Below are 25,242 nucleotides of genomic sequence, written 5' to 3'. Positions count from 1 at the left end.
CTTAGTGCTTGATGCCGGTCTTGTCGCGGAACTCGGCCAGAGCGGCGGTGCCGTCAAAGCCGGTTTCGGCAACGGCAGCGGCCCAGGTAGCTTCATGCTTGGCTGCAAGTTCCTTGACCGCCTCCAGAACCGGGGCCGGTGCGTCGTAGACCTCAATGTCCTTGTCGGCAATGTAGGAAGCCGCACGGGCATCCGCGCCATCCCAGACGCCGCCGGCCATTTCGGCAAGGGCTTCACCGGAAATCTTGTCGATGGCCGCCTGGTCTTCTTCCGACAGGCCGTCCCAGACATCTTCATTCATGACCATGAACCAGGAGGTGTTGTAGAAGCCGCCCGGCAGGCTCATGGAGTATTTGGTGTAGTCGGTCAGATTGAAGGCCTGCAACGCTTCCATGGGGAAGGTGACACCATCGATGACACCGCGGGACAGCTTCTCGTAGACTTCGCCCGGGCCCATGAACTGGGTGATGATGTCAAGTTCCTGAGACAGGTCCGCAACATAGCCGCCCGGAGTGCGGATCTTCAGACCGGCAAAATCTTCAGGCTTTTCGATCTTGCGCTGGTTGTTGTGGAACATGCCGGGGCCGTGAACCCAAAGGCCGAGCAGCTTGGTGCCCTTGTGTTCACCTTGCGCGTCCAGAGTACCGCCATAGACGTCCCAATAGGCCTTGGAGCCTTCGGTTGCGGTGTTTGCGATGAAGGAGAACTGGCCAATGCGCGAACGCAGGAAACGGTCGTCGCGCGTGAAGGAATGCAGGCCGTAGGTGATGTCGACGATGCCTTCGGCGGCAAGGTCGAAATGCTCGGGCGGCGAGCCGACCGGCTTGGGCAGAATGCGCACGGTTACGCGGCCATCGGTAGCCTTGGCAACTTCTGCTGCCCAAGGCTCCATCACGTCGGTAACGAGCGGGTGTTTCGGCGGCAGCCAGGACGACAGAACCAGTTCGTCGGCAGATGCGCTGGCGATGAAACCGGTCAATGCGGACGCTGCCACACCTGCGAGAATGGAAAGACACTTCAACTGTTTCACGATTTTCTCCTCCCCTTCATTTCATGAAGGCCGTTCTTGCCGGTATGATCCCGGACTTGAAACGTGATGCCAAACATAGTTACATATGCAACAAAATAGTTACACATGAAACCAAGTCAATCGTAAAATCGTGCAGACGACCTAACCAATACTGTTGAGCGCCGATGACCAAGCTGACCGATCCGGAGACCGAGACCCAAGAAGCCATTGGGATTGCGAGCGAAACGCCGGAGATGCCATTGCCCGACTTCGAGCTGGAAACATTTTTTCCCTATCGGGTGCGTGTCTTTTATTCCGACGTCACACGGGCTCTTTCAGCGGTTTACCAGCGCGATTACGGCATGATGCCTGCCGAATGGCGCACTATGGCCATTCTCGGCTCGGCCTCTGGCGGACTGCAGGCAAGCGAGATCGTTGCACGCTCCAGCATGGACAAGGTCGTTGTCAGCCGGGCCGTGAAACGCATGGAAGAGCGTGGCTTTCTGACCCGCGAAAGCAACGAGGCCGACGGCCGCAGTTTTCTATTGCAGCTTTCAGAGGAAGGACGCGCGGCTTTCGAGGATCTTGCTCCCAAGCTGAAAGCCGTCGAACAGAAAATGCTCAGCGGCCTCTCACCAGCGGAAATCGAGGGTTTTCTCGCGGTTACCCGGCGGATCCGGGAAAACCTCTCGGACGAGCTGGACGGGGTGAGCGATTGAGAGGCGGTGGTCATTCGACTTCCCGCGGCCGGGCGATGCCCTAAGACGGCATTGCGTGCCGGATCTTGCGTCCGACTTGAAAGAGGCATCGCCTCATCCAACTCTCATACGCTCTGCAAACGAGTAGGCCCCGGGTCTCGCGCTGCTCGCCCGGGGTGACACCGGGGTTAGGGTGCCATTAAATCATGCCACTCGGGATTGGACTTCTCGATTAGTTGAACTTTCCAGGATCTGCGCCATTTCTTGAGGCGTTTCTCCATGGCGATGGCTTCGCTCACATCGTCGAACGCTTCTGCAAATACCAAATTGCCGATGCCGTGCTTGCGGGTGAAATCGCCGCCTGCCCCACCGCGATGCTCCTCAACGCGCCGGGCAAGATCGTTTGTCACCCCGATGTAGAGCGTGCCGTTCATCCGGCTTGCCAGGATGTAAACGTAATAGGTCAAGCTTCACCTCTGAAGTGAATTGCATTTGACGGTACAACCGTTTTGCATCTTCAAGTCAAGCGGCGTCGGTCGCTTTGCGTCCCTGGATCAATCCAGGCAGGGCGTCACCCCGGGCGAACGAAGTGAGACCCGGGGCCTACTCGTTCGCAGAGCGTTGGTGGGTCGGTGCGGGCGTTACTTTGGAATGCCCGCAGTCCTATCCAAGCGGAAATGCGGGTGTCCCCCGACGCTCCGCTTCGCTTGGGAGGATATTGATGCCGTTTTGAACTCATGCAGGTAATTGGCCTTGAACGGGTTGCTTGCGTCCAGCGATGAAGTCGGCGGCCGTTTTTTGCCCCTGCAAATAAAAAAGGCGGCCAGTGGCCGCCTTTTTCGTGTCTGACTGTCCGTCTCTTAGTCGAGCCGGCCGCTGGCGTGGGCCAGCATGGTGTAGACCTTGCCGGTGTCCGACGTCAGGTACGTCTGGCCGAGCATGTTGTCGCGGTCGTTGCGCGATACCTGGGCCAGGAGCTGCTCGAAGTCTGCCACATACCGCTCGACGGCAGTGCGGAACTCCGGATCGCGAGAGTACTTCTGACGGATTTCGTCGAAGGTCTGCTGACCCTGCAGTGTGTAGAGGCGGCGGGTGAACACGTGGCGTTCGCCATTGCGGTAGCGATTCCACAGATCGACGAAGGTTTCGTGATCGATGGCGCGGGCAATGTCGACCGACAGCGAGTTGAGGCTTTCAACCGTGTGCAGCGGCGTGCGGCTCATGTCCGTGTCCGAACCGGCATCGTCGTCGCGCGAGGCGCGGCGCAGCAGGTCGGCAACCCAACCCTTGCCACCGGAACTGGTGGTTTCGGCAGGAGCCGGCTGCTGCCGGCGAGTGGGGACCGGTGCCGGACGCGGTTCGCTTGCCGGGGCGCTCTGCTGACGGGCAGGGGCTGCCGGAGCATAGTTCACCGGAGCCTGCTGCTGCGGGGCAGGAGCAGGAGCGGCGCTTGCCACTGCTGCCTGAGCCTGCGGCCGGGAGATGTCGAGCGCGTTGGACTGCTTGGCGACAATCTCGGAGAGTTCCGTCAGAGCGCGGATCTGCTCGTTGACCACCTTGCGCAGCGCTGCGGAAGATTCTTCCGCTTCTTCCGGCAGGTTCAGGACACCCTGTTTCAGTTCGCTGCGGGTTGCTTCCAGCTCGCGGTGAACGTCGCGGGCAACATCGCGCATCCGGGCGGCCGCATCGTTGAAGCGATCGGACGCTTCGGTAACGGTGCGGGTCATCTCGGCGATGATGTCGTCCTGTGCGGAGCGGATAGCTTCACGGGCCTTCTGGCCCTCCATGCCTGCCGTGAGGCGCATGGATTCGAACTGCTCGGACACCTGCTTGGATGCTGCTTCAGCCGCCGCGGACAGCATGTTGGCTGCATCGCGTGCCTTGTCGTCTGCCGTTTCCAGCGTTTCGGACAGGGTCTTGGTGAAGGAGCGCATGAGCGTGTCGACGGCTTCGGTCTTCGCCAGAAGCGTGTCCGCAACGTCCTCGATCGCGGTCCGGCGCTCGGAGACACGGCTCTCGACGGAGCGGTTGGTGTCTTCCAGGTGACGGGCTGCCTTGGTCAGTTCCTCCGACTGGTCGCCGAAGCGGCCGGTGAGGTTCTTGATGTCCGCCAGCGTGGTGTCCGTCACATCGCGCAGGTTTGCAACCTGTTCGGTGATGAGGGCCGTGGTGGAGTTGGTTTCCGAAACCGCCCGGTCGACGGCAGAGCGGAACTCGCCGGCGCGGCGGGCCAGATTGCCCTCCACTTCGTTGAGGTTCTCGCCCGCAGTCGCGACGATACCCTGCAGGTTGCTGTTGGACGTCTCGATCTTGTTGAGGATCTCGGTAACGTCCGCTTCCAGCCGACGCTTGGTGTCGGTGAGCAGGGTGGTTGCCTGTTCGCTGCGCTCGTTGATGCTGGCGACGATACGGTCGCCGGCTTCCACCAGCGAGCGGGTCGCGTCGAGGCCGGTATGGGCGAATGTATCGGTGACATCGCGGCCCTTGACCGTGATGGCTTCCAGGATCGCCGTGTGGACCTCGGACAGGCGTCCGGTAAGGTCGTTGGCACGCAGTTCGATGGCGCTGATGAGTTCGTTGCCGTCGGTGCCGACGATCTTCGCCAGCTCGCCGGAACGGGCGCCGAAGGCTTCGTTGAGCGCGGTTGCCTTGTCCAGCAGTTCGTTGGCGACCTCGTTGCCGCGGCCGACCAGAAGATCTGCTGCTTCGGTAACGGCGCTGTTGACTCGGGCACGAACCATGCCGGCTTCGCTCGACATCTGGCCGCGGATTTCCTCCAGCGTTTTTGCCAGTGTCATGCGGGCCTGCTCGCTTTCGGCGGACAGGTTACCGGAGATTTCGGCAATCAGGCCGGACAGTTCGTTGCGGACCTTGTCGCTTTCGCCGGTCAGCGAACCGGAGAACTCGGCCAGGGTGCCAGCGTAGAGTGTACGGGCCTTTTCGCTTTCGGCGGCCATGGCACGGGCGGCATCGCCAACCGCGCTGAGCACCAGCTCGCGGATCTTGCCGCTTTCACCGGACATTGCGCCGGTAGCCTGGCTCATTGCAGAGGTAACCGCATCGGCTGCCTTCTGGCTTTCGCCAACCAGGACGCCGCGAGCTTCGCCGACGGAGCCCAGGACGATCTGGCGCATGCGATCGCCTTCACCGGAGAGCTTCTCCGTCGCCTGGCTGAGAGCACTGTCGACGATTTCGACCGTACGATTGCGTTCGTCGGAGAGGGTCTGGACAGCGGCGGTGACCGCTTCCTGAACCACATCACGCAGACGCGTGCTTTCGGTGGAGAGCGTTGCTCCGGCTTCGGAGATAACGGCCGTGAGAATGTCACGGGCACGCTCGCTCTCGCCGGTGAGGGTGCCGGAAATGCTTTCCAGACGCTCGTTCAGCAGCGTTTCCAGCTGGGTGGCGCGGCTGTCGAGGGTTTCGGCAACCTCGAACACCTTGGCACCCAGGGAGACGTTGATCTCGGCGATCCGCTCGGACAGGGATTCCGTCAGCTGCTCGCTCTGCTTGCCCAGCACGCTGCCTGCTTCCGCCAGACGGTTGTCGAGGGCAGAGGTCATCTCGTCCTGACCGTCGACAAAGGCCTTGGCGATTTCCTTTGTGCGGGAAATCAGGGTTTCGGAGATCTGGCGTGCACGCGCATCGAGGGTCTCGTCGATCCGGTCGGTACCGCTGGTCATGGAGGCGGAGATCAGCTCGGCCTTGTCAGCCATTGCAGACGTTGCTGTATCAACGCGCTGCGACAGGGACTGGCCGATTTCCTCGGCGCGCTCGGCAAGGGTATTGCCGGCCGCTTCGATGCGCTGACCAAGCTGCAGCGTGATGGCGTCGGAACGGTCCGCAAGTACATCGGTGATGTTGCGGGTCTTTTCCTCCAGCGCATCGCTGATGCCGGTGGTGCGGTTCTCGATGGCATCGGACAGGATCTGCGTACGGGCTTCCAGGGTTGCCTCGAAGGCCGCGGTCCGCTGATCGAGCGTCAGGTCCAGGGTGTTGATGTGACTGCCGAGAGAGGAGTCCATCGTGGAGATCCGCTCGCTGAGCGAGCTGTCCATCGACGAGAGGCGATGCTCAAGCGAATTGTCCAGCGTGCTGATGCGATCGGTGAGGGTGGCGTCCATCAGGGCGTAGCGCTGTTCCAGCGAAGCGTCCATGGTGCCGATCCGCTCGCCAAGGCCCGCATCCATGGTGGTGAAGCGGTGCTCCAGAGAGCTGTCCATGGTGGCGATACGGTCGGTCAAGGTCGTGTCGATGGCGGTGTAACGCTGCTCGAGGGTCGCATCCATGGTGGCGATACGATCGGTCAGGGTCGTGTCGATGGCGGTGTAACGCTGCTCGAGGGTCGCATCCATGGCCGCGATACGGTCGGTCAGGGTTGCATCGATTGCCGAATAGCGCTGGTCGAGCGATGCATCCATTGTCGCGATGCGATCGCCCAGAGAGGCGTCCATGGAGTCGATACGGGTGGCGAACGTCGTGTCCAGCGTGGACAGGCGTGAATCCAGCGCTTCGGACAACAGCAGGGTCTTGGTGTCGAAAGCGTCGATCAGCTGGCCGCCGCGATCGGTGACGATGGTTTCCAGCTCGGTGAGGCGGCTCGACAGGCCGTCCTGCAGCGCCTGGCCACGTACTTCCAGAGTTTCGGCGATCTTGCCGCTGATCTGGTTGATGTCGCCGGCGACACGGTCGCCGCGGCTGCCGATGAGTTCGGCAAGCTGGGTTCCGGTTTCCGCCAGTTTCTGGGTAAGTGCACCGGTCTGGTCGCCGAGGCTCGCAGAGAATTCGCCGGAGACGCTTTCCAGGGTCTCCCGGAAGCCAATGGTCTGCTGTTCCAGGATGGTGGCCATCTCGTTGCTGCGGGCAGCCAGACGTTCGTCCAGTTCGCTGCCGTTGATGGAGATGGCGGTGTAGATACGTTCGGAGATGTTGTCGAGTTTCTCGGCCAGCTCTCCACCACGAACGGAGATGGTCTGGGTGAGGGACCCTGCGGTTTCGTCGAGCTTGGAGGCGATTTCACCACCGCGCAGCGACAGATCGACCACGATGCTCTCGCCCGTGCCGCGCAGGATTTCCGCAACTTCCGTAGACCGGCTGGACAGGGTCTCGACGATTTCCGCACCCCGGATCGAGATGGTGTCGGTAACTGCCTGGCCTTTTTCGGAAATGCTCTCGACCACACGGTTGCCGGTCTCGGCAAGGGACTCGTCCAGCGTGGTGACGCGGTTGTCGACGGTTGCCACCAGTTCCTCGGTGCGCGAGGTGATGGTGTCGATGAGACGGCCGGAGGTGAGCGACAGGTTGGCGTTGATTTCCTCGCCACGCGCCGTGATCACTTCGCCGACGTTGTTGCCGGTCGTTTCCAGGGTGAGCCGGAACTCGTCCGCCTTTTCGCTCAAGGTGTTGATCACCGAGTTGCTGGAGGTTGCCAGGGTCTCGTTGATCGTCGTGCTGCGAGCGGACAGGGTTTCCACGAAGGTGTTCGCGGTGTCCGCGAAGCGTTCGTTGACCTCGTTGCCACGTGCCGTGAGCGTTTCCCACATGGTGGAACCGGTTTCCGCCAGGCTGTCGACCAGGTCGTTGCCGGTAGACGAGAGGCGGGCAACATAGTCTTCCGCGCGGACCGTGAGGCTGTCGACCAGTTCATTGCCGGAGGCGTTCAGCGTTGCACCGAGAGACTCGATGCGGCTGTCGACGGTGGATGTGAGTTCTTCAACACGGCTGTTGACCGCATCGATCATGCGCTGGGTTGCATGGTCCACGGTGCTGCCGAGTTCACCGGAGGTGCTGGAGAGCTGTGAGGCGAAGCTCTCATGGGCACCGGCGATGGTTTCGCGCACGCGCTCGGCGTTCATGACGATGGACTCGCGCTGGCTGATCAGTTCGTCGATCAGGGCGCGGATCTTCAGTTCGTTGTCATTATAGGAGCGTTCCAGCGAAGACACTTCATTATGGACAAGGACTTCCAGCTCGCTTGCGCGCGCGATCGCGCGTTCGATGCCGTCGCCCATGGCGGCGACTTCGCGGCGGATGGCCTGGCCAACGCTGAGGATGCTTTCCTTGGCCATGTCTTCCGGTTCGGCAAGACGCAGGGCCACTTCGGTCATGCCACGGGCGACAATGCGCATTTCCTGCGCGCGCCAGATCATCATGGCCATGACGAAGAAGAAGATGATCGGAACGACGATGCCGACGACGGCCAGGATCATTTCAGGAGAGCTGAGCAGCGTCTGGGGATCGGTCAGCGATCCGACCTTGTCGGGGAACGCTGTCATGAAGAGGCTGCTGCCAAGCGCGGCCCAAAGGGCGCTGAGGGCGAGGGCGCCCCAGAACGGCGCGGACGAGGGACGGCGCTGCAAGGAGTAGATCAGGTTGCCGATGTTCCGGCGATCGTCGTTGGCTGCCGGCGGGCGTCCGCCGCGGCCACGGCGTCTTGACTGACGCTGCTCTTCGCGCTGGGACTGGCCTCGCGTTTCCCCCTGGGACCGGCGTGCCGGTTCCGCCTGGGCAGGGCTAGCCTCTGCCGCGGAGGTTGTTTCTGTGGTATCCGGGCCGCCGAAATCAAGTTTCAGGGCTTCTTCAACTGCTGAGAGAGCCGCTTCTGCCGGATCTTTCGCCTTTGTCGGATTTGCCATTTAGGGTCGCCTCACATCCGTACTCATTACACACCGGTAATCGTGCAGAGCCGCTGGCGCAGCTCCTTACAGTTATCTACCGGATGCGTCCTCGTTGCGAGCGTTGCCCAGCTGTGGCAACGCCGCAAAACCTGTTCGTGCGAGAGGGCCGCCGCTGACCGACCGTGAACTTTCCGTTCGACGGTACACTCCCCACCTTGCCGCATCAGTAACTGTAATGGCACAATCTCTCCTAACGAACAAGAAACGGCAATAGCGTGAGTCACTTAGGGGGCGGATTGGATGCCGGATTCAAAGCAGGTTGACGCATCGGCAGATGCTGAAAATACGGTTCTGGAAGTTACTCTCAAAGCGGGAAAGTTGACGGCTGCGCAAAAGCGTTGGTTGCAAAAAGGGCTCGGGCAGGCGGGGGGCAAGCTGCCTCTGTTCGATGACAACGGCCGGGAAATTCCGGCACGTACAATCCGCGCCTGCATCGATGCAGGTTGGGCAGAGCCTTGGTTTTCCAACCCAATCAAGCCCGACTGGCTGGTCTGCAAGCTCACGCCCGCCGCCATCGAAGCACTTTCTGCAAGTCAAAAAGTCAAAAAAAGTTAACGGCGAATCAGATCATTAAAATTTTAGCGATTCAGGAAATCGGCGGAAACGCAAGGACTTTTTTAATCCTGTTTCGTAACCTGCGTTAAAACGCATTAACCATGAAATCAATTTTTTGGGGACATGGGCCGAAAGGGACGGTTTGAGCAACCGGTTTAACCGGGTGTTTGGGCTTGGGGCGCATTGTTGTGGCTCTACAGCTTGCGGCGGGGTGCCGTCAGGCAGGTATCGAGTAATGTGGAGCACCCTTATGGCCCCTTCTTCCATGGCCCGCGTCGCCGGACGCGCCGGTCCGGAGGCACCGATCGATCTGGTGCAACTGGCAACCAATACGCTGGGTAACCGGGATCTAGAAGTGCAGGTCCTGCATCTGTTCAAGTCACAGTCCATCTCGACGCTTGAGCGGTTGAAACAGGAAACCGACAATTCCGTTCGCCTCGACCTCGTGCATACCCTGAAAGGGTCCGCCCGGGCCATCGGCGCGGAGCGGGTCGCGATCGTTTGCGAAAATCTGGAAGGCAAGATGCGCTCGAGCACCGATACGGCCACAGAAGGCCTGATTGCGGCGGTCGATGAGGCGAACCGATACATCCGGGACCTTCTGGAAGGTTAAAGGACAGACCCCGGCCAGAACGGGAGAGGCAGATTGCCGCGTGGAAATGGCACGGTCCTTGACCTTTTGCCGTAAATCTTTATGTCGTGCTTCGAAGACCCGCAAATTCAGGCTTGGACGCGACATATGCCGAAAATCACATTTGTTACCGCCGATGGAACCCGGACCGACGTTGACGCCGCTGAAGGCTCTACGGTGATGGAAAACGCCATCAAGAACATGGTCCAGGGTATCGAAGCGGAATGCGGCGGTGCTTGCGCCTGCGCTACCTGCCACGTTTACGTAGATGATGCCTGGAGCGGCAAGACCGGATCTCCGGAGCCGATGGAAGAGGACATGCTCGACTTTGCCTACGACGTTAAGCCGACCTCGCGCCTGTCCTGCCAGATCAAGGTGACGTCCGATCTCGACGGCCTTGTGGTGCATGTGCCTGAGCGGCAGGCCTGATCAGGTCCGTTCAGACAGGATTTCAAACAAAACGCCCGCCGGATCACTCCGGCGGGCGTTTTGTTTTGTCCAGGTACAGAGTTTACTCTGCAGGTTGGGCAGAAGGCTTGCGGTACCAGAAGTCCACTTCATGGCCTTCTTCCGGATTGCTCGGGATCAGCGTTGCCAGCACAAGGCTGACCAGGGCCATGGCAGCGCCAGCCAGGAAGACCGCAGCCGGGGACACCAGCCAGATGAAGCCGAATACCACCGGAATGAACACCGCAGCGATGTGGTTGATCGTGAAGGCGACACCGGCGGTGGGGGCGATATCGGCAGGGTCGGCGATCTTCTGGAAGTAGGTCTTGATGGCGATGGCGATCGCGAAGAAGGCGTGATCGATCACATAAAGGCTGGCCGCCAGTGTCGCGTTGGTGACGAAGGCATAGCAGATGAACACCAGGACCAGGCCGACATACTCCAGAACCAGCGCCTTGCGCTCGCCGAAGCGAACAATCAGTTTTCCGATCTTGGGTGCCAGCACCATATTGAAGGCGCCGTTCAGGAGGAACAGACCTGCGACTTCGTGAACGTCATAGCCGAAGCGTTCGACCATCAGGAAGCCGGCGAAAACCGTAAAGATCTGCCGCCGCGCACCAGCCATGAAGGTGAGGGCATAATAGAGCCAGTAGCGTTTTCTCAGGATCAGCTTCTTGTGCTGCGGCACGCCTTCACGGAAATGCGGATAGGCGAAAATCAGGAAAACAAGAACGACCAGCGTCAGGCCACCGGCAATGGCGAAAACCACCGTGAAGGACAATTCGAACATCTTCCACGCCAGGAAGATGACACCATAGGCGATCAACTGGGCGAAGGCGCCAACGGCCAGGATCTTGCCCATGCTTGCAGCGGCCGTTGCCTTGGGCAGCCATTGCAGCGACAGCGACTGCGCCATAGTCTCATAGTAATGGAAGCCGATCGACATGATCAGCGTCGTTACATAAAAGCCGATCGCGGTCGGAAAATAGCCCGTGACGGCAACGCCGACGCCCAGGAGCAGCAGCGACACATAGGCGAGCGTCTGCTCGCGCATCATCAACAAGAGATAGACCGCAAGGAAGCTCAGGAAGCCCGGGATTTCCCGGATCGATTGCTGAATGCCGATCTCCCGGCCGGTGAAATCCAGCTCCTGGACGGCGAAGTTGTTCATCAGGTTCCACCAGGCAGCAAAGGAGAGCTGCATGGCACCTGCCATGATCATCAGGAGAACCACAGGAGACCGCCAGCCGGTCGCCTCGTTCGGGTGCGCATTCTGGGTGAAGTAAGACATTGTGTGGCCGTGGAAAAAGAAAACGTTCGGCAGAGTTGCGAGCTGTTTCTAACGCCAATTGCGGTTTGCGTGTTAGCGCTGTTTTGTCATGAGATGTTTCCGACGCGCCAAATTCTGGCTGGTGCAGCGCTTGGTATCCGGCAAAAACGCGAAATGATCCTTGTCGATCATGGCTTGGCGCAGGGAAAGCCTTTCACCTTTCCGGCAGGAACTGGGCATAGTTGCCGCGATTGTGCTGCGTTGCCGGGTCCGCCGGTGCTATTGGCCCTCTGTGCAATATCGGGGTGAAGGTATACGATCCGGCGCATGAGCATTCATCCCGAACTTGCCGAGTTTCCAAAAGAGGCTGTCGCCGCGCCGATTATCGGATACGCGCGGACCCAGTTGCAGGGCCGGAACAATGGCTGGCATTCGCATGATGCAGCGCAGCTCTTCCATGTGATCAGGGGATCGATTGCCATCGACACGGAGATGGGCACCTATTTCGTGCCACCCGAGCGGGCGGTGTGGTTGCCACCCAGGGTCAGCCACCAGACCCGGTATCTGACCGACACGGAGCTGCGTTACATCTATGTCCAGTATGATTACACAAGGGATCTGCCGCAAACACCGCAGGTGATGCAGGTGACGACCCTGCTCAGGGCACTCATTCTCGAGTTCATGTCCTATCCGCGTTCCGAGACGGACAAGGGACCGGCGGCACGGATCGCCGCGGTAATCCTGGATCAGCTGAAGATGCTGCCGGTTGCACCCCTGCAACTGCCGATGCCGCAGGATGCCCGGCTGCGCGACCTGTGCGAAGGCGTCGTCCGATGCCCGGCACATATTCCCTCGCTCAGCGAGGCCGCGGACCGGTGTGCGACTTCCGTGCGTTCTTTCGAGCGGCGCATAAAAGCGGAGACGGGGCTCAGCTACCGAACCTGGTGCCGCCAGGTGAAACTGTTCCGGGCTCTGGAGTTGCTGGCGTCCGGGCGAAGCGTTTCCGACGTCTCCCACAAGCTCGGTTACGAGGGGCCGAGTGCCTTCGTCTCGACCTTCAAGAAGGCCTTCGGCGTGACACCCGGCCGATACTTTGACGGTGTCGAAGCCGATTGATCCTTGTCATGGCGGTGCATGTTTTCCGGGCGCACAAAAAGTCGACCTGATTTTTTGGGGAGACAAGACATGTTCAAGAAAATCCTCGTTCCCGTTGACCCGGCCGAAAGCGGCTTTGCCACGGAGGCGCTTGCCAAAGCCTCGCAGTTTGCCCGCGACTATGGCTCCAAGATCCACCTGATGGCGGTTTGCCCGGAAGTTCAAAGCTTCGTGGCGAGTCAGCTTCCGGAAGGCTGGCAAAAGCGGGAATTCGAGGAAACCGCGAAAATCCTCGACAAGATCGCATCTGATCTGGACGTTCCCGAAGGCACTGTCGATGTGACCGTGCGTATGGGGTCGGTGTATCATGAAGTGATCGAGGAAGCCGAAAAGGCGAATTGTGACCTGGTGCTGATGACATCGCACAAGCCCGGCCTGTCGACCTACTTCATCGGCTCGAATGCCGCCCACATTGTCCGCCACGCACCGTGCTCGGTCATGGTGCTGCGCAGCTAGAGCGACAAGCAGCGATCATGCCGTTCGATGCTGTAGGGCCTTGAAAGGTCGATCGGCTCGTGAACCCCAGCCGTCAGCCGTTGCGCGTCAGCAGCATGGCGACGGCTGCATAACGGAAGGGGTAGAGGCTGGTGTCAGCCTTCAGGCGGTCTTCGGCCCTTGCAAAGATCCGGTTGATCAGATCCTTCCGTGATGGGCTTTCAGGCAGGGCGGCGCGCAACACCGCTTCGGTGAAGGCGCGGAAGAAATTGACATAGTCGCGGGCATAGCGGTCAAGATCGCCGTCCTGCTTGAAGCGGTCGACGAACGGGACCGCAATTTCGTACTCCATTGACCGGTCGAGTGAATAGAGGCCGGCAGCTCCATACGTATCGTTGGTGACCGGGTCTGCAAGTTCTTGCAGGTCCCGCATGTACACCGGCTGGTAATAGCGGTCGTAGACCTCCCTGCTGATGTCTCCGGCCTCGACGAAGTCCAGAACCGCGTCGTTCAGAAGATCATAAAGGCCGTCACAGGTTCGAGCCGGTCCTTTGGAGCCAAACACCTGAACCAGCAGCTTGCCACCTGGAACCAGTTCCCTTGCGCGGACGGTGAGGAAACGGGCGATATCGTTCTTCGCCTGTTCGGCAAAGGCATGCCGGTCTTCTTCGGAAACATAACCATTTGCCCGTGCCACACTTGGGCCGTTGGGCAGGATATAGCCGGGCAACGTGTCGACAGGGCGGCAGGAGAGAAAGCCGATGGCGTTGAAGGTGGTGGCAAGGTGCAAGCTCTGCGGCGGGCAGAGCTGATCGTACATCGAGCCACCGGTTGCGGCCGAATAAATCCTGTCAGACCCGAAGACCGAGCCGCCATCCGGTCTGAGACTGCGGAAAAGTTCAGAAAAGTCGTTTGTGGGAAGGTCTGAATGGATGGTCTGGATTGGCCGTTCAGTGCGCGCAAGCAATGCCGGGAGGGCGTGTTTCATGACCGCAACAGAATTGCGGCCCTCCGAGCAGCCGTAGTCAGCAATGCCGACGGGGCCGGTACCCTCAACCGGCAGGTTCGCAATCGCCTCTTCAACGAGTGGCAATATCTGTTCGATGGCAGACCATTGGGCAGCCGAGTTGGCGTTGTAAAATCCCCCGCCGGACATGCCGGTGGTGGTTGCGTGGGAAACAGGTTGCGCGAAAGGGTGATCGGGTTTTGGGGGCGGTTCCATGTGTTCCCTTTCTGCGCCTTTTGTGCGGAAAATCTACCTGGCCAATTCCTTCATGGCGTCCGTCAGACCTTCGACGGTCATGGGAAACATGCGGCCTTCCATGAGTTCGTTCAACATCTGGATGGAATGCGTGTAGTGCCAGTGTTCCTGCCGAACCGGGTTCAGCCAGACCGCGCTCTTGTAAAGCCCGGTGATCCGCTGCATCCAGTCGGCTCCGGCTTCCTCGTTCCAGTGCTCAACCGAGCCACCGGGATAGGCAATCTCGTAGGGGCTCATGGACGCATCGCCGACAAAGATGATCTTGTAGTCGGCTGGGTACTTGTGCAGCACGTCCATCGTCGGCATGCGCTCTGTGTGGCGGCGGCGGTTTTCCTTCCAGACATACTCGTAAAGGCAGTTGTGGAAGTAGAAGTGTTCCATCACCTTGAATTCGGAACGTGCGGCTGAAAACAGCTCCTCACAGACCCGGATATGATCGTCCATCGACCCGCCGATATCGAAAAACAACAACACCTTGACCGCGTTGTGGCGTTCCGGCCGCATCTTGATGTCCAGAAGGCCCTTGTGGGCTGTTGCGCGGATGGTGTCGTCGAGGTCCAGTTCTTCAGCAGCACCCGTTCGTGCGAAGTTGCGCAGTCGCTTCAGGGCAACCTGGATGTTGCGGGTGCCTAGCAACTGGGTGTCGTCGAGATCCTTGAATTCGCGCTTGTCCCAGACCTTGACCGCACGACGGTGCCGGCTTTCGTGCTGGCCGATGCGTACACCTTCCGGATTGTAGCCATAGGCACCGAACGGCGACGTGCCGGCTGTCCCGATCCATTTGTTGCCACCCTGGTGGCGCTTTTGCTGCTCCTTGAGGCGTTCGCGCAGGGTCTCCATCAGCTTTTCAAAGCCGCCGAGTGCCTCGATCTGGGCCTTTTCCTCTTCACTGAGGTGCTTTTCCGCCAGGCGGCGCAGCCATTCCTCCGGTATTTCGGTGGTGGCAACCTCGCTCATGAGGTCGAGCCCCTTGAAGACGTGGCCGAAGACGCGGTCGAACTTGTCCAGGTTGCTCTCGTCCTTCACCAGCGTGAGCCGGGCGAGATAGTAGAAATCCTCGACGCTCTTTTCCGCCAGATCCTTATCCAACGCTTCCATCAGCGTCAGATATTCGCGGAGCGAGACCGGGATGCCGGCCGATTTCAGTTCGGTGAAGAAGGTAATGAACATGTGCGAAAGGTAAGTTCCCGGCAGTTGCCTGTCGAGGGGTCAAAAAGGTCGCTTCGACAGGAGTTTACGAAGCAGCTTGCCACTTTTGCGAAAGGGCGCCGTCATCTTCCAGGAAGACGAGGCGAGGATTGCGTCGTAACGGCGTTTCTGCAGGTCGAGTTCGGCCTGCAATTCTCGGATCTTCCCCTGCTGGGCGGAAACCGTTTGCGTCTGCCGGGCCGCGTTGTCCGCATGCTGCCGGCTTTCGGACCTGAGGTGGCTGATCAGCATTTCATTGCAGCTGGTCTGGAAATCCTGCCTTTCCGCCGGATCGGCAAACCTTTGCATCAGCGCCATCATTTCACCCTGCCTCTCGGCAAGCGACATGTCCTGACGGTGCACGGCGGAAGGCTTGATGCATTGAACCGTGGGCCGTGTTGCAAAGGTGAAGTCCGGGCGTGCCAGAAACTTCCGCCACATGAAGAGGTCGGTCCAGAAGTCAGGTGGTGCCGGGCTCCAGCCAACATCCAGAGACTGATAGGCCTCAAGGGAATAGCCAACCGTCGACGGGCCGAAGAAGTTCCAACGCGTCTCCAGCATCTTGCGGCGCGTGTCCGCGTCCGACAGATCTCCGATATGAACCTTGAACGCCCCGTCAGGCAGAATTTCAGCCTGAAGCAGATTACCGAAGTCGCAGGTTTGCAGTAGGCGGCCCAGTTCCGACAGATGTTCGGGAAACCAGATGTCGTCATCGCCGATCTGGGCAACAAATTTGCCGTTTGCTTGCTTGAGAGCCGTGTCCCGATGAGCTTCGCCGTGCCGTTCTCCCTTGGGGAAGGAAAAAACACGGATCCTCTCGTCACGCCCGGCCAGCTTCTCCGCTTCCTGCACGGTCTCTTGGGGGGCGCCGTCACATACGATGAACAGTTCGAAATCTTGCAGGGACTGGCCCAGAACACTCTCGACGGCGAATGGCAGAAGCGCGGGAGGTCTGTTGACCGGCAGCAGGACGGTGAAGCGCGGATGGGTCACGGCAATCCTGCGAGCGCTCTGAGTTCGGCAATGCGCCTGACGATCAATGCGCCTTCTGCAGCCGAGGACTTTGGAGCAGCCCCCCCTTCCAGATGCGCGACGAATGCTTCCAGTTCGGCCAGAAGAGGCATCTTCGTGCCAACCTCGATTTGCTGAGGCTTCTGGCCTTGATCTCTCGGGGCAAGGAGAATGCGATCGTCATAGGATGAGGCCAGTTGGGCCACCGCCTTGCTGCCGATCACGACGGCGGAGCGTTTTGGGGCCGGATGGAGGGAAGAGATCTCCATGGTGACGGTGAGCGGTTCGCCATCGTTTTGAAGACGGGCAATCAGGTCCTCACCACCCAGGCCCGGGATCTGGGCGATCGCCGAATGTGCCTTGGGCAATGTTCCCAGGATTTCGAGTGCGATCGAAAGATCATGCGGCATCAGGATCCAGAGGCTGTCGACATCCTTGTGAGGATTGCCCCAGCCGAGCCGATAAGTGCGCACCGCTTCGATCTGGCCCAGGGCGCCGGATTTTGCCAGTTCCGCAAGTTTCAAAATGCCGGGATGATAGCGCCACTTGTCCATGACGAAGAGACGTTCGTGCAGCGTATCGGCAAGTCTTTGCGCCGCCTGTGCGTCGTTGGTGACCGGTTTCTCGCAGAAGATCGGCCGGTTCCGCGGTGCAAGTGCGTCGATGCAGGCCGCGTGAAGCACTGTTGGTGGCGCAACGACATATCCCGCGCAGTCAGGAAGCTTGGCAGCGCTATCGCACACCGAAACGGCTCCGGCCTCCCGGGCTGCGCGCTGGCTGTCCGAACCGGGCACCGCCACGTGCACGTTTACACCCAAGCTGCGCAGATCGCGAAAGATGAGCTTTCCCCACCGGCCAAAGCCAACCAGACCGATATCAGTCATGGCTGTGTCCAACAGCCGGCGATGTGAAATTGCAGGTGACTGCGTAATCAGGCATTGGCGTCCGCATAGAATTTATCAAGCATCTGCGCATAGTTGTCGGCTGTTCTGTCTCTATCGGAAAGGACAGGGTCCTTCGTTGGCCAAGACAGGTTCAGTTCCGGACAATCGAACTTGCAGCCCAATTCGTCCGTCGGGTCAAAGTAGGTGGAAACGGAATAAAGATGCGTCGCGGCTTGCGGAAAATAAAATCCGTGGCAAACACCCGGCGGAATTGAAACAGCTCGTCTGTTTTCCGTTGAAAGATCGAGAAACTGCGATGTTCCAATGGTCGGGCTGTCGCGGCGTATGTCATGCAGACCAAGCAGCATCTTTCCGGACAGGACCATCAGATAATCGTAGTGATCCTTGTGCACGTGAACACCGCGCAATGTGTCTTCTTTCGAGGTGACGATGTTCCACTGGATCGACTTGAAACCGGTGAGCCAGGTCTCCCGGTAGATTTCGGTGAAACTGCCGCGATCATCGATGTGCGAGACCAGGTCATGGACAATCACGCCTTCAATTGACGTTTCTTCGGTTTTCATCGAATTGCCAGACCCCAACGACCGTTTTTCTCGCGCAAGCTTCGCGGCCCATCCGGACCCAGGGACAGACTAACAGGTTTCACGACGATGTGGAGGCCGGCATCGGAACAGCGTTTGAGGGAAGGGGGCTTTCCCAAGTCCTCAAAAACTGATCTTGGCGCCCAGGCGAACCGATGCGGATAGTGTGTCGGCGCTGTCGTAACCGCCTTCTATTCCGGCGAGAAATTTCGTGCCGTCATTGACCTGCCACACGGCATCGGCTGCCGCAAAACCGCGGAGCACCGCATCGTCGTCGTCGACGGACAGGTTCAAGGCAGCTCCCTGCAGGGTGCCGTCGACACTGTCGTTTAGCGTGAAGATGCCGTCGATACCCGCATTCGCACTGAGATAGAGCGTGCCGCCATTCTGGACGATGGGGGCATGATCGTAGGTCGCCTGCGCGCGCAGTTCCAGAACGTGCAGCGACCGGCCGGAAACCGAAAGGCCGGTTGCGCTTTCATCGGCGTCGCCCGTTTGCCAGAGACCCGAGTAGCGCACACGAGCGCTGGGTGTCAGCGTACCCTCACTCAGGGCGAAGGCATGGCCGAGGCGTGCAGAGGGCGTGACGTAGACATAGTCGTAGTCGATGGAAAGGTCCTGCAGGCCACCGACAACCATGTTGTTGAGGACGGTGACCTCTTCATCGCTCTTCAGGTAGCCGCCGAGAAGGCTGAATTGAGCAAAGGTCGCCTGCCAGGAGTGGCTGAGATAGCCACCGGCGTGGATGCTGTAGCTGGAGGCCGAGTGAATGTCGCCGTCGCTGGTCGTCCTGCCGATGGTGAAACCACCGGCAATACCGGCGGCAAGCCCTTCGGCGAATGTCTTCTCAGCCCCGGCAGTGATGCCGCCGAATGTATGGTCGAACCCGTCGCTGCCTTGCCTGGAAAAAACACCGCCAAGAGGCGTGACCCAAAGCGCGGTGGCGTTTTGCTCTTCTGGAGCCGGACCGTTGGTTGCGACGAAAGACGTGCCGCCCAGTCGATTGAGGTCCATCTGCTGTTCAAGGCTGCCGGTGACAGCGCGCGTCATGGTGTTGAAGGTCTGGGCAACCGTGTCCAGCCGGAAGTCGTCCGGATTGAGGATGGTGATCGTGTTGCCGTTGGTCGCTGAAGTGAGGCCTGCCGTCGTCAGCGTTCCCGGGATGCTGCTGAAGGTCAGGATCGCCGTTCGCCCGGTCGCGTAGTTCAGGGTTGCTGTGGTCGGATCGGTAAAGGTCAGAACACCCTGAAGTATGGTGCCATTGTTCAGGGTAACGGTTGCATCAGAACCATCGACATAGATCGAGGACCCGTTGCTGCTGTAGATCTCGCCGGAGTTGGTGATCGTGACATTGTCGCCGTCAACGGCAATGCCATGTCCGACATCGTCATGATCTCCGGAAATCGTGCCAGTGTTACGTAGCGTGCCGCTGTTGGAGATGGTGACGTCATCGCCACTGGATTCGATCGGGTTGGCGTCTTCTCCCGAAACGGTGATGGTGCCCGAGTTGGTGATCGCGGCGCGGTCACCGTCATTGTCGATGCCGTCTGCCAGCGTACCGGACATGGTCATCACACCGGTATTGATCAGGATGACATCGTCGCCGTCGCTGTCAAAGCCGTCCGCGTCCTCTCCAGTCGTTGTAATCGTTCCGGTGTTGGTTATCTTCGCGTCGTCTTCATCGGTGTCGATGGCATAGGCGTCGTCACCTGTCGTGGTGATCGTGCCTGAGTTGAAAACTGTCGGTCGGATTCCCACGGCATTGATGCCATAGGCGCCTTCACCGGTTGTGGAAATCGTGCCGGAGTTGGTGATTTCCGCGTCCGTACCCCCTGACCGAATTCCGTCCGAGTCCTTGCCAGAGGTAGTAATGGTACCCGAATTGGAAACCGTTGGGTTGTTGGAAGTCGCATTGATGCCATCGGCATCTTCCCCGGTGGTGAGAATCGTTCCGAAGTTGGTGATCTTTGTGTTCGCGCCAAGGGACAAAATGGCGTCGGATTCCTCTCCCGAAGTGGTGATCGTGCCCGAGTTGGTGACCGTGAAATCGTCTCCGTCTCCAGCAATGCCAAAGGCGCGGCTGCCCGTGGTAGTAATGGTTCCGTTGTTGTGAACGGTGGCATTGTCCTCATCGGACCCGATACCGGCGAAATTCGGTATCCCTGTTGTTGTCTTGGTGACTGTAATGGTGCCGTTGTTGGTTGCTGTCTGGTCGTCGTTGTCCAGAACCAGGCCATCCTGATCGGTAACCTCGATGGTGCCGCCGCTCTCGACTGTTCCGGTATCGCCAACGTCCGTCAGCGTCTGTGTTGTGGTGACCGTGGTGCCTGAGCCGATGGTAATGTCACCGGCAAGGCCTTTTTCCGGACCAAGCAAAACCAGGGCGCAACTGCAAAGCAGAAAAGCCTTGAGTTGGCGGCGATGCTGAAGGGCGGATTTCGTCTGGATTGGCAACGGCCTGTCGCTACACAAGTTAACGTCTCACCTGGCTATTATTGTTGTATTCCGAGGAAGACGCCACTGCTCGTCCGCAGAAACCTTAACGAATGAAACGTTTATGTGTCATCGGTAGAAATAGCAATCGGTTTGGTTGCTTTGTGCGCAGAACCATGCCGTGTATTATTTGAAATCTAAACTTTAAGACTTGTCGGCCGGGTCTTCTTTTTTGGCAAACGAGACAAGCTCACCCATGAAGTCCGAGATGGTCGGTCCAGTGCCGGCCACGAACGGTGCCGGCCTGCAGACTGCAATTGCTGCAATGCCGATGCGGGCCGTGAGCAGTCCATTGACCACGCCTTCGCCCAGGCGGGCGGAAAGTCGAGCCGCCAGACCGTGACCCAGCACCTGCGAGGCAAGGCTGTCGCCTGCTGCCATGCCGCCGGTCACTGCCAGGTGTGCCATGACGTGTTTTGCGAGGCGCAGAAAGCCAAGTGTGCCGGGTCTCCCGCCGTAAAGGGCGGACAGGCGCCGGATCGTGCGCAGGTTCTCGAAAAGGACCGCCAGCAGATCGACCAGTGCCCGTGGGCTGACGGCCGTGACGATGGAAACGCGCTTTGCACTGTTCATCACGATGCGCCGGGCTTCCAGGTCGAGCGGGCTGAGCAGATCGCGTTCGGCCAGTTTCACCAGATCCCGGCCGTCGATGACTTCCCGCATATGCCCTGCCAGCGCCTTGCGGCCCTGGGCCGTTTCGGGACGGTCCTTGTAGAGTGTGAGCAGTTCCTTCAGGCCGACTGATGCCGCCTTCGCGTCATCTGCTTCGGCGGCGCTCTGCAGCCGGTCTCGCAGGTGGTCTATTCGGCCAAGGCGCATGAGGCCCGCGATCTCGCGAATGACCAGGCCGAGCAGGCCAAGGGCCGCCAGAACGGCAAGAGCCACACCCAGCCATCCCAGCCAGTCGGTCCGGGCAAAGAGATCCCGTATCAGGCTGTCGACCGCAAGGCCGACAGCCAGCGAAACGAGGCCGGACAGGCCGATCATCAGCCACTTGCCGAACCGAAATCCGGATCTGGGAGTGCTGGCAGCGCGGGGAAGGCGAGGTTCTTCGTCGTCAATGAAGGCCTGGGTGACCAGGGCTTCGCCGGCCGAGGGCATCCTTGTTTCGTCATCGGTCATCCGCACCTTGGAATCATCGAGACGGAAGGCGGTCGGTTTGCGATTGGACGGGGGCTGGGAACCGGTCATGCCAGGCGATCTCCGATCAGGAATTCCAGGGCGCGGTCAAGCCGGATATGCGGCAGAGACAAAGTCAGGCCTTCGGCGGTCTTGTCGAGTTCCGGCGGCCGGAACCTCAGGAACTGAAGGTCTGCCTGAGCGGTTTGAAAGCTTGCTCGAAGTGCTTCAGAAACTGAGTCAGCTTGTCCAAAAAGTGATTCAGGGTCGTCCGGCAAGTCACCGGGAAACATGGCGATTTCGGTTTTTCCGTCGTAGGTGTCACCGTTCAGCCGTTCGCCCGGCAACGGTGTTCCAAGGATCGCAGGCAGAGCTTCGCCGCGATGTTTGACCGTTGCCTCACGCGTCGCACGGACCGCAGCCATGGCCAGCACTTCGACCTCCGCACCCTTGAATGTTGCCTTCTCTTCTGCTCGGGCAACCAGTCTCTTCAGGATCAGCTCCAGTCGGTCGTGATCCGATCTGTGCAGGTGGTCTGCCTTGGTCGCCGCGAACAGGATGCGGTCGATCCGGCGCGACAGGATGGAGGACAGCCAGCTGCGTTTGCCCGGACGGAAAGCTCCGAGAACTTCGGTGAGGGCGGTTTCCAGATCGGCAATCGCGTGCGGCCCTGCGTTCAGGGCATGAAGGACATCGACCAGCACGATCTGGCGGTCGAGGCGCGCGAAGTGATTGCGGAAGAACGGACGCACAACGTGGGTCTTGTAGGCCTCGTATCGCCGCTCCATCATCGCCCGCAATGTGCCTGTCCTTGCCGGGGCGGCGTCTGCCGGAATGTTCAGCGGCGCGAAGGTCAGTGCCGGGGAGCCGTCGAGATCCCCGGGCATCAGGAAGCGTCCCGGGGGAAGCATGGACAGGGCGTGGGCGTCGGCTCTGCAGGCAGCCAGATAGGTTTTGAACTTTGCCGCCAGCTCTTGTGCCGCCGGTTCGCTTTCCTCCGCGTTCGCATCCGTGGCGGCCAGGGTTTTCAGAAACGGCGCGGCGATGTCCGCCCGGTTTTCCGCCCGGGCGCGCCGCATTGCCTCGGCGGAAAAGGTGGCATAGTCCTTGCCGAGAAGCGGCAGATCCAGCAACCACTCGCCGGGATAGTCGATCAGGTCGAGATGAAGGCGGCCGGGACCAAGCTTGCGGTGGAAGTAGGAGGCGCTCTCATAGTCGATGGTCAGGCGCAGCTCGGAGACCTGACGGGTCGATTCCGGCCAGATACGCTCACTCACCAGGGCACGCACGTGCGCTTCATAGTCGAAGCGCGGCACGGCGTCGTCAGGTTGCGGCTGTAGCCTCGCACCGGTCATTCTGTGCCCGGAAGCGGCGCTGAAGAGCGGCAGGCGGCCACCATGAACGAGGTTGTGCACCAGCGCGGTCAGAAAGACGGTCTTGCCTGCGCGCGCAAGTCCGGTCACGCCCAGCCGGACGCTCGGCACTGCCAGATCGGTTGCCGCATCGGCAAGATTGGCCAGTGTCAGCCGGGTTTCTTCTGCAAGTGTCGTCAATGGGTTCACAAGGGCCTCCAGCGCGTTCATGTAGGCGCAGGCGGGAACAAGTACAATCCGGGACTCGGCTGATGCTCTAGTCGAGGTCTTCCTTCAGGTCCCGTGGTTTGACGAAACGTTCCAGATGGCCGGTCTTCGGCTGCAGCTCCGACCAGTCGGCAATGTCGAAATCGATCACGGCAAGAGCGCCAGTCGGAAACTTTTCCTGAATATCAGCAATCGCGTCGCTGGATGCCGTGCCGCTGAGGCTCAACGCCGTATCCTCGGTAGCCGGATTATGGCCAATGACCATGAGGTTCTGGGCCCGGCCACCATAGCGGCGGATCAGCCCGACATAGTCGTCTTCGCTTTGCTGGTAGAGGTCGGACACCAGGTGGATCTGTGTTTCCTGTGTGAGGGTCGGCAGAAGGCGGGCCAGGGTTTCCCGGGTCCTCTGTGCAGTAGAGCACAGGATCTGGTTGGGCTGCAGGCCCTGTTCCTTCATGTAACGGGCCATCTTGACGGAGGCGGCCTTGCCGCGGCTGTTCAGAGGCCGGTCGATGTCGGCCAGGTTCGCGTCGCCCCAGTCTGATTTAGCGTGTCTGAACAAAAGGAGCCGCATTGTCTTTCCTGGTTCCTTGAAAGTGGAAAGTGTGCCGGCGGGTCAAAAGCCGGACTTCCGGTCAGTTCTGGTTGGCAAGCGCCATGGTGAAGGCGGTTACTGCCGGTCCGATCTCCACTTCCTGAGTCGGCAGCGTGTAGGACAGCCACAATGTATAGTCCGATGTGGCACCGGAAAAGTACCACATCGTTTCGCACAGGCTTGTCGGCGTCCAGTTGCGGGTCCGGAACGAGATGCCGGAGGCGGCAGCGCCCGTCAGCTTGATCGGTTCGAATCCGGCTGCCTTGTAATTGCGGGAAAATGTCAGCGCTTCGCGGCGGCCAGTGCCCTGCAGGTGCTTGCGCAGGACAGCGGTAATGCCGTCGCGGCCGGTGTAGATGCATCCCGCCTGGCTGACGGCATCACCCTCCATCACCTTGATGCGGTAGTAATCGCCGATCATGTCGGGGCAGCGCAGGCCGGTGAAATGGCGCAATCCGCCGACATCGCTTTGCCAGCCTGCGTCCTTTTCGGGAGGCACTTGTGCAAGAACAGGCCCGCTCGCTGCCATCGGCAGCGTGAGCATCGCCAGCACCAGAAGAGCGGTGGCCTGTTTCACCAAGTCAGTCTCCTTGTCACCCCGACCCGAAGATCGCGTTTTGCCCGGTCCGCCGCCCGGGCGCTCAGCCTCGACCAGCTTTCACGTTGAGGCAGGCCCGGGTCTTCAGGACCGTTCCCGCCGCGCCATGAATGCCAGGCGTTCGAACAGGTGCACGTCCTGTTCGTTCTTCAACAGCGCGCCATGCAGCGGCGGTATCAGTTTGGAGCTATCTTGTTGACGAAGGGTTTCAGGATCGATGTCTTCGTTCAGCAGCAGCTTGATCCAGTCGATCAGCTCCGAGGTCGAGGGCTTCTTCTTCAGTCCGGGGACGTCGCGTACGTCATAGAAGAGGCGCAGCGCCTCCGACAGGAGCTGTTGCTTGATGCCGGGAAAATGCACTTCAACGATTTCCGCCATGGTATCGGCATCGGGGAACTTGATGAAATGGAAGAAGCACCGGCGCAGGAAGGCGTCGGGCAGGTCCTTCTCGTTGTTTGATGTGATGATGACCACCGGGCGCTGCTTTGCACGGACGGTTTCACCGGTCTCGTAGACGTGGAACTCCATGCGGTCGAGTTCCAGGAGAAGATCGTTCGGAAACTCGATATCGGCCTTGTCGACTTCGTCAATCAGCAGAACCGGCCGTTCTTCAGCGTCGAATGCTTCCCAGAGCTTGCCCTTGCGGATGTAGTTGTTGATGTCCTTGACGCGCTCGTCACCGAGCTGGCTGTCGCGCAAGCGCGAAACGGCGTCATATTCATACAGGCCCTGCTGAGCCTTGGTGGTGGATTTGACATGCCATTCGATCAGCGGGGCTTTCAGGGCGACCGCAACCTGTTCGGCGAGCACGGTCTTGCCGGTGCCGGGTTCACCCTTGATCAGCAACGGCCTCTCCAGGGCGACTGCGGCGTTGACCGCGACCCTCAGGTCTTCCGTGGCAATATAGCTTTCAGTTCCTTCAAAGCGCATTTGGCCGTCCGTTTTTCCTAGGTTGGCCGCAAGGTGGCAGGCCGCGCGCGGCTGTGCAAGCCCGTAAAAGGCAGGAGTGCCGGCGCACGGCAATTTTGAACATC

General features: G+C 59.9%; 21 protein-coding genes. 6 read left to right on the top strand and 15 right to left on the bottom strand.

The window, feature by feature from the left end; all coding sequences use genetic code 11:
* Position 1 precedes the first annotated feature (1 nt).
* Entirely contained in the window at positions 2–1,030 is a 1,029-nt protein-coding gene (locus tag ACVDG9_RS16825; RefSeq protein WP_228148033.1) for a TRAP transporter substrate-binding protein, read from the bottom strand.
* A 164-nt stretch (positions 1,031–1,194) separates the two neighbouring features.
* Here ACVDG9_RS16825 and ACVDG9_RS16820 point away from each other — a divergent pair, with 164 nt between their 5' ends.
* On the top strand, positions 1,195–1,728 hold the full coding sequence (locus ACVDG9_RS16820; protein WP_447238519.1) for a MarR family winged helix-turn-helix transcriptional regulator: 534 nt from the start codon (positions 1,195–1,197) through the stop codon (positions 1,726–1,728).
* Between the two features lie 167 nt (positions 1,729–1,895).
* Here the strand turns inward: ACVDG9_RS16820 and ACVDG9_RS16815 are convergent, their stop codons facing one another.
* Entirely contained in the window at positions 1,896–2,174 is a 279-nt protein-coding gene (locus tag ACVDG9_RS16815; RefSeq protein WP_267480467.1) for a GIY-YIG nuclease family protein, read from the bottom strand.
* Between the two features lie 393 nt (positions 2,175–2,567).
* Positions 2,568–8,342 (bottom strand): apolipoprotein A-IV repeat region-like domain-containing protein, encoded by a 5,775-nt coding sequence (locus ACVDG9_RS16810; RefSeq protein WP_447238518.1) that lies wholly within the window; start codon positions 8,340–8,342, stop codon positions 2,568–2,570.
* 282 nt (positions 8,343–8,624) lie between these two features.
* Here ACVDG9_RS16810 and ACVDG9_RS16805 point away from each other — a divergent pair, with 282 nt between their 5' ends.
* The 3 genes from ACVDG9_RS16805 to ACVDG9_RS16795 all read left to right on the top strand — a co-directional run bounded on the left by ACVDG9_RS16805 (position 8,625) and on the right by ACVDG9_RS16795 (position 9,999).
* Positions 8,625–8,939, top strand: a complete 315-nt coding sequence (locus ACVDG9_RS16805) for a hypothetical protein (protein ID WP_023000670.1) — start codon at positions 8,625–8,627, stop codon at positions 8,937–8,939.
* Between the two features lie 250 nt (positions 8,940–9,189).
* Positions 9,190–9,552, top strand: coding sequence for an Hpt domain-containing protein (locus tag ACVDG9_RS16800; protein WP_208984210.1), 363 nt, complete (start codon positions 9,190–9,192; stop codon positions 9,550–9,552).
* A 126-nt stretch (positions 9,553–9,678) separates the two neighbouring features.
* Positions 9,679–9,999, top strand: a complete 321-nt coding sequence (locus ACVDG9_RS16795) for a 2Fe-2S iron-sulfur cluster-binding protein (RefSeq protein ID WP_023000672.1) — start codon at positions 9,679–9,681, stop codon at positions 9,997–9,999.
* Positions 10,000–10,081: 82 nt separating this feature from the next.
* On the opposite strand, the gene ACVDG9_RS16790 is transcribed toward ACVDG9_RS16795, so the two are convergent.
* The gene (locus tag ACVDG9_RS16790; protein WP_023000673.1) at positions 10,082–11,308 is read right to left on the bottom strand and encodes an MFS transporter; all 1,227 of its coding nucleotides are present in this window, start codon (positions 11,306–11,308) and stop codon (positions 10,082–10,084) included.
* Positions 11,309–11,614: 306 nt separating this feature from the next.
* Between ACVDG9_RS16790 and ACVDG9_RS16785 the strand changes: the two genes are divergently transcribed.
* Both ACVDG9_RS16785 and ACVDG9_RS16780 read left to right on the top strand, forming a co-directional pair.
* Positions 11,615–12,403 carry an AraC family transcriptional regulator gene (locus ACVDG9_RS16785; RefSeq protein WP_023000674.1) on the top strand — a complete coding sequence of 263 codons (789 nt, stop codon included), beginning with the start codon at positions 11,615–11,617 and terminating at the stop codon, positions 12,401–12,403.
* 69 nt (positions 12,404–12,472) lie between these two features.
* Positions 12,473–12,898, top strand: coding sequence for a universal stress protein (locus tag ACVDG9_RS16780; protein ID WP_023000675.1), 426 nt, complete (start codon positions 12,473–12,475; stop codon positions 12,896–12,898).
* 73 nt (positions 12,899–12,971) lie between these two features.
* Here the strand turns inward: ACVDG9_RS16780 and ACVDG9_RS16775 are convergent, their stop codons facing one another.
* From ACVDG9_RS16775 to ACVDG9_RS16725, 11 genes are all read right to left on the bottom strand, one after another.
* Positions 12,972–14,099: a class I SAM-dependent methyltransferase gene (locus ACVDG9_RS16775; protein WP_447238517.1), complete on the bottom strand. Its 1,128-nt coding sequence runs from the start codon at positions 14,097–14,099 to the stop codon at positions 12,972–12,974.
* Positions 14,100–14,132: 33 nt separating this feature from the next.
* The gene (locus tag ACVDG9_RS16770; RefSeq protein ID WP_023000677.1) at positions 14,133–15,308 is read right to left on the bottom strand and encodes a vWA domain-containing protein; all 1,176 of its coding nucleotides are present in this window, start codon (positions 15,306–15,308) and stop codon (positions 14,133–14,135) included.
* A 39-nt stretch (positions 15,309–15,347) separates the two neighbouring features.
* The gene (locus ACVDG9_RS16765) at positions 15,348–16,319 is read right to left on the bottom strand and encodes a glycosyltransferase family 2 protein (RefSeq protein ID WP_055655282.1); all 972 of its coding nucleotides are present in this window, start codon (positions 16,317–16,319) and stop codon (positions 15,348–15,350) included.
* On the bottom strand, positions 16,316–17,221 hold the full coding sequence (locus ACVDG9_RS16760) for a Gfo/Idh/MocA family protein (protein WP_447238516.1): 906 nt from the start codon (positions 17,219–17,221) through the stop codon (positions 16,316–16,318). Before ACVDG9_RS16760 ends, ACVDG9_RS16765 begins: the two co-directional genes overlap by 4 nt.
* A gap of 47 nt (positions 17,222–17,268) precedes the next feature.
* Complete coding sequence (locus ACVDG9_RS16755) at positions 17,269–17,805, bottom strand: dTDP-4-dehydrorhamnose 3,5-epimerase family protein (RefSeq protein WP_447238515.1); 537 nt, start codon at positions 17,803–17,805, stop codon at positions 17,269–17,271.
* A gap of 141 nt (positions 17,806–17,946) precedes the next feature.
* Positions 17,947–20,277, bottom strand: coding sequence for an autotransporter family protein (locus ACVDG9_RS16750; protein ID WP_447238514.1), 2,331 nt, complete (start codon positions 20,275–20,277; stop codon positions 17,947–17,949).
* A gap of 183 nt (positions 20,278–20,460) precedes the next feature.
* Positions 20,461–21,507, bottom strand: coding sequence for a YcjF family protein (locus ACVDG9_RS16745; RefSeq protein WP_062488255.1), 1,047 nt, complete (start codon positions 21,505–21,507; stop codon positions 20,461–20,463).
* A complete protein-coding gene (locus tag ACVDG9_RS16740) occupies positions 21,504–23,018 on the bottom strand; it encodes a YcjX family GTP-binding protein (RefSeq protein ID WP_447238513.1) in 1,515 nt (504 codons plus the stop codon). Before ACVDG9_RS16740 ends, ACVDG9_RS16745 begins: the two co-directional genes overlap by 4 nt.
* Before the next feature lie 46 nt (positions 23,019–23,064).
* The gene (locus ACVDG9_RS16735) at positions 23,065–23,589 is read right to left on the bottom strand and encodes a SixA phosphatase family protein (protein WP_055655271.1); all 525 of its coding nucleotides are present in this window, start codon (positions 23,587–23,589) and stop codon (positions 23,065–23,067) included.
* A 61-nt stretch (positions 23,590–23,650) separates the two neighbouring features.
* Positions 23,651–24,187 (bottom strand): hypothetical protein, encoded by a 537-nt coding sequence (locus tag ACVDG9_RS16730; RefSeq protein WP_209017877.1) that lies wholly within the window; start codon positions 24,185–24,187, stop codon positions 23,651–23,653.
* Between the two features lie 105 nt (positions 24,188–24,292).
* Positions 24,293–25,138, bottom strand: a complete 846-nt coding sequence (locus ACVDG9_RS16725; RefSeq protein ID WP_447238512.1) for an AAA family ATPase — start codon at positions 25,136–25,138, stop codon at positions 24,293–24,295.
* Positions 25,139–25,242: the final 104 nt, after the last annotated feature.

The sequence above is a fragment of the Roseibium sp. RP-7 genome, assembly GCF_053005225.1.
The sequence above is the reverse complement of the archived record's forward strand: the minus strand, read 5'-3'. Positions and strand labels throughout refer to the sequence as shown.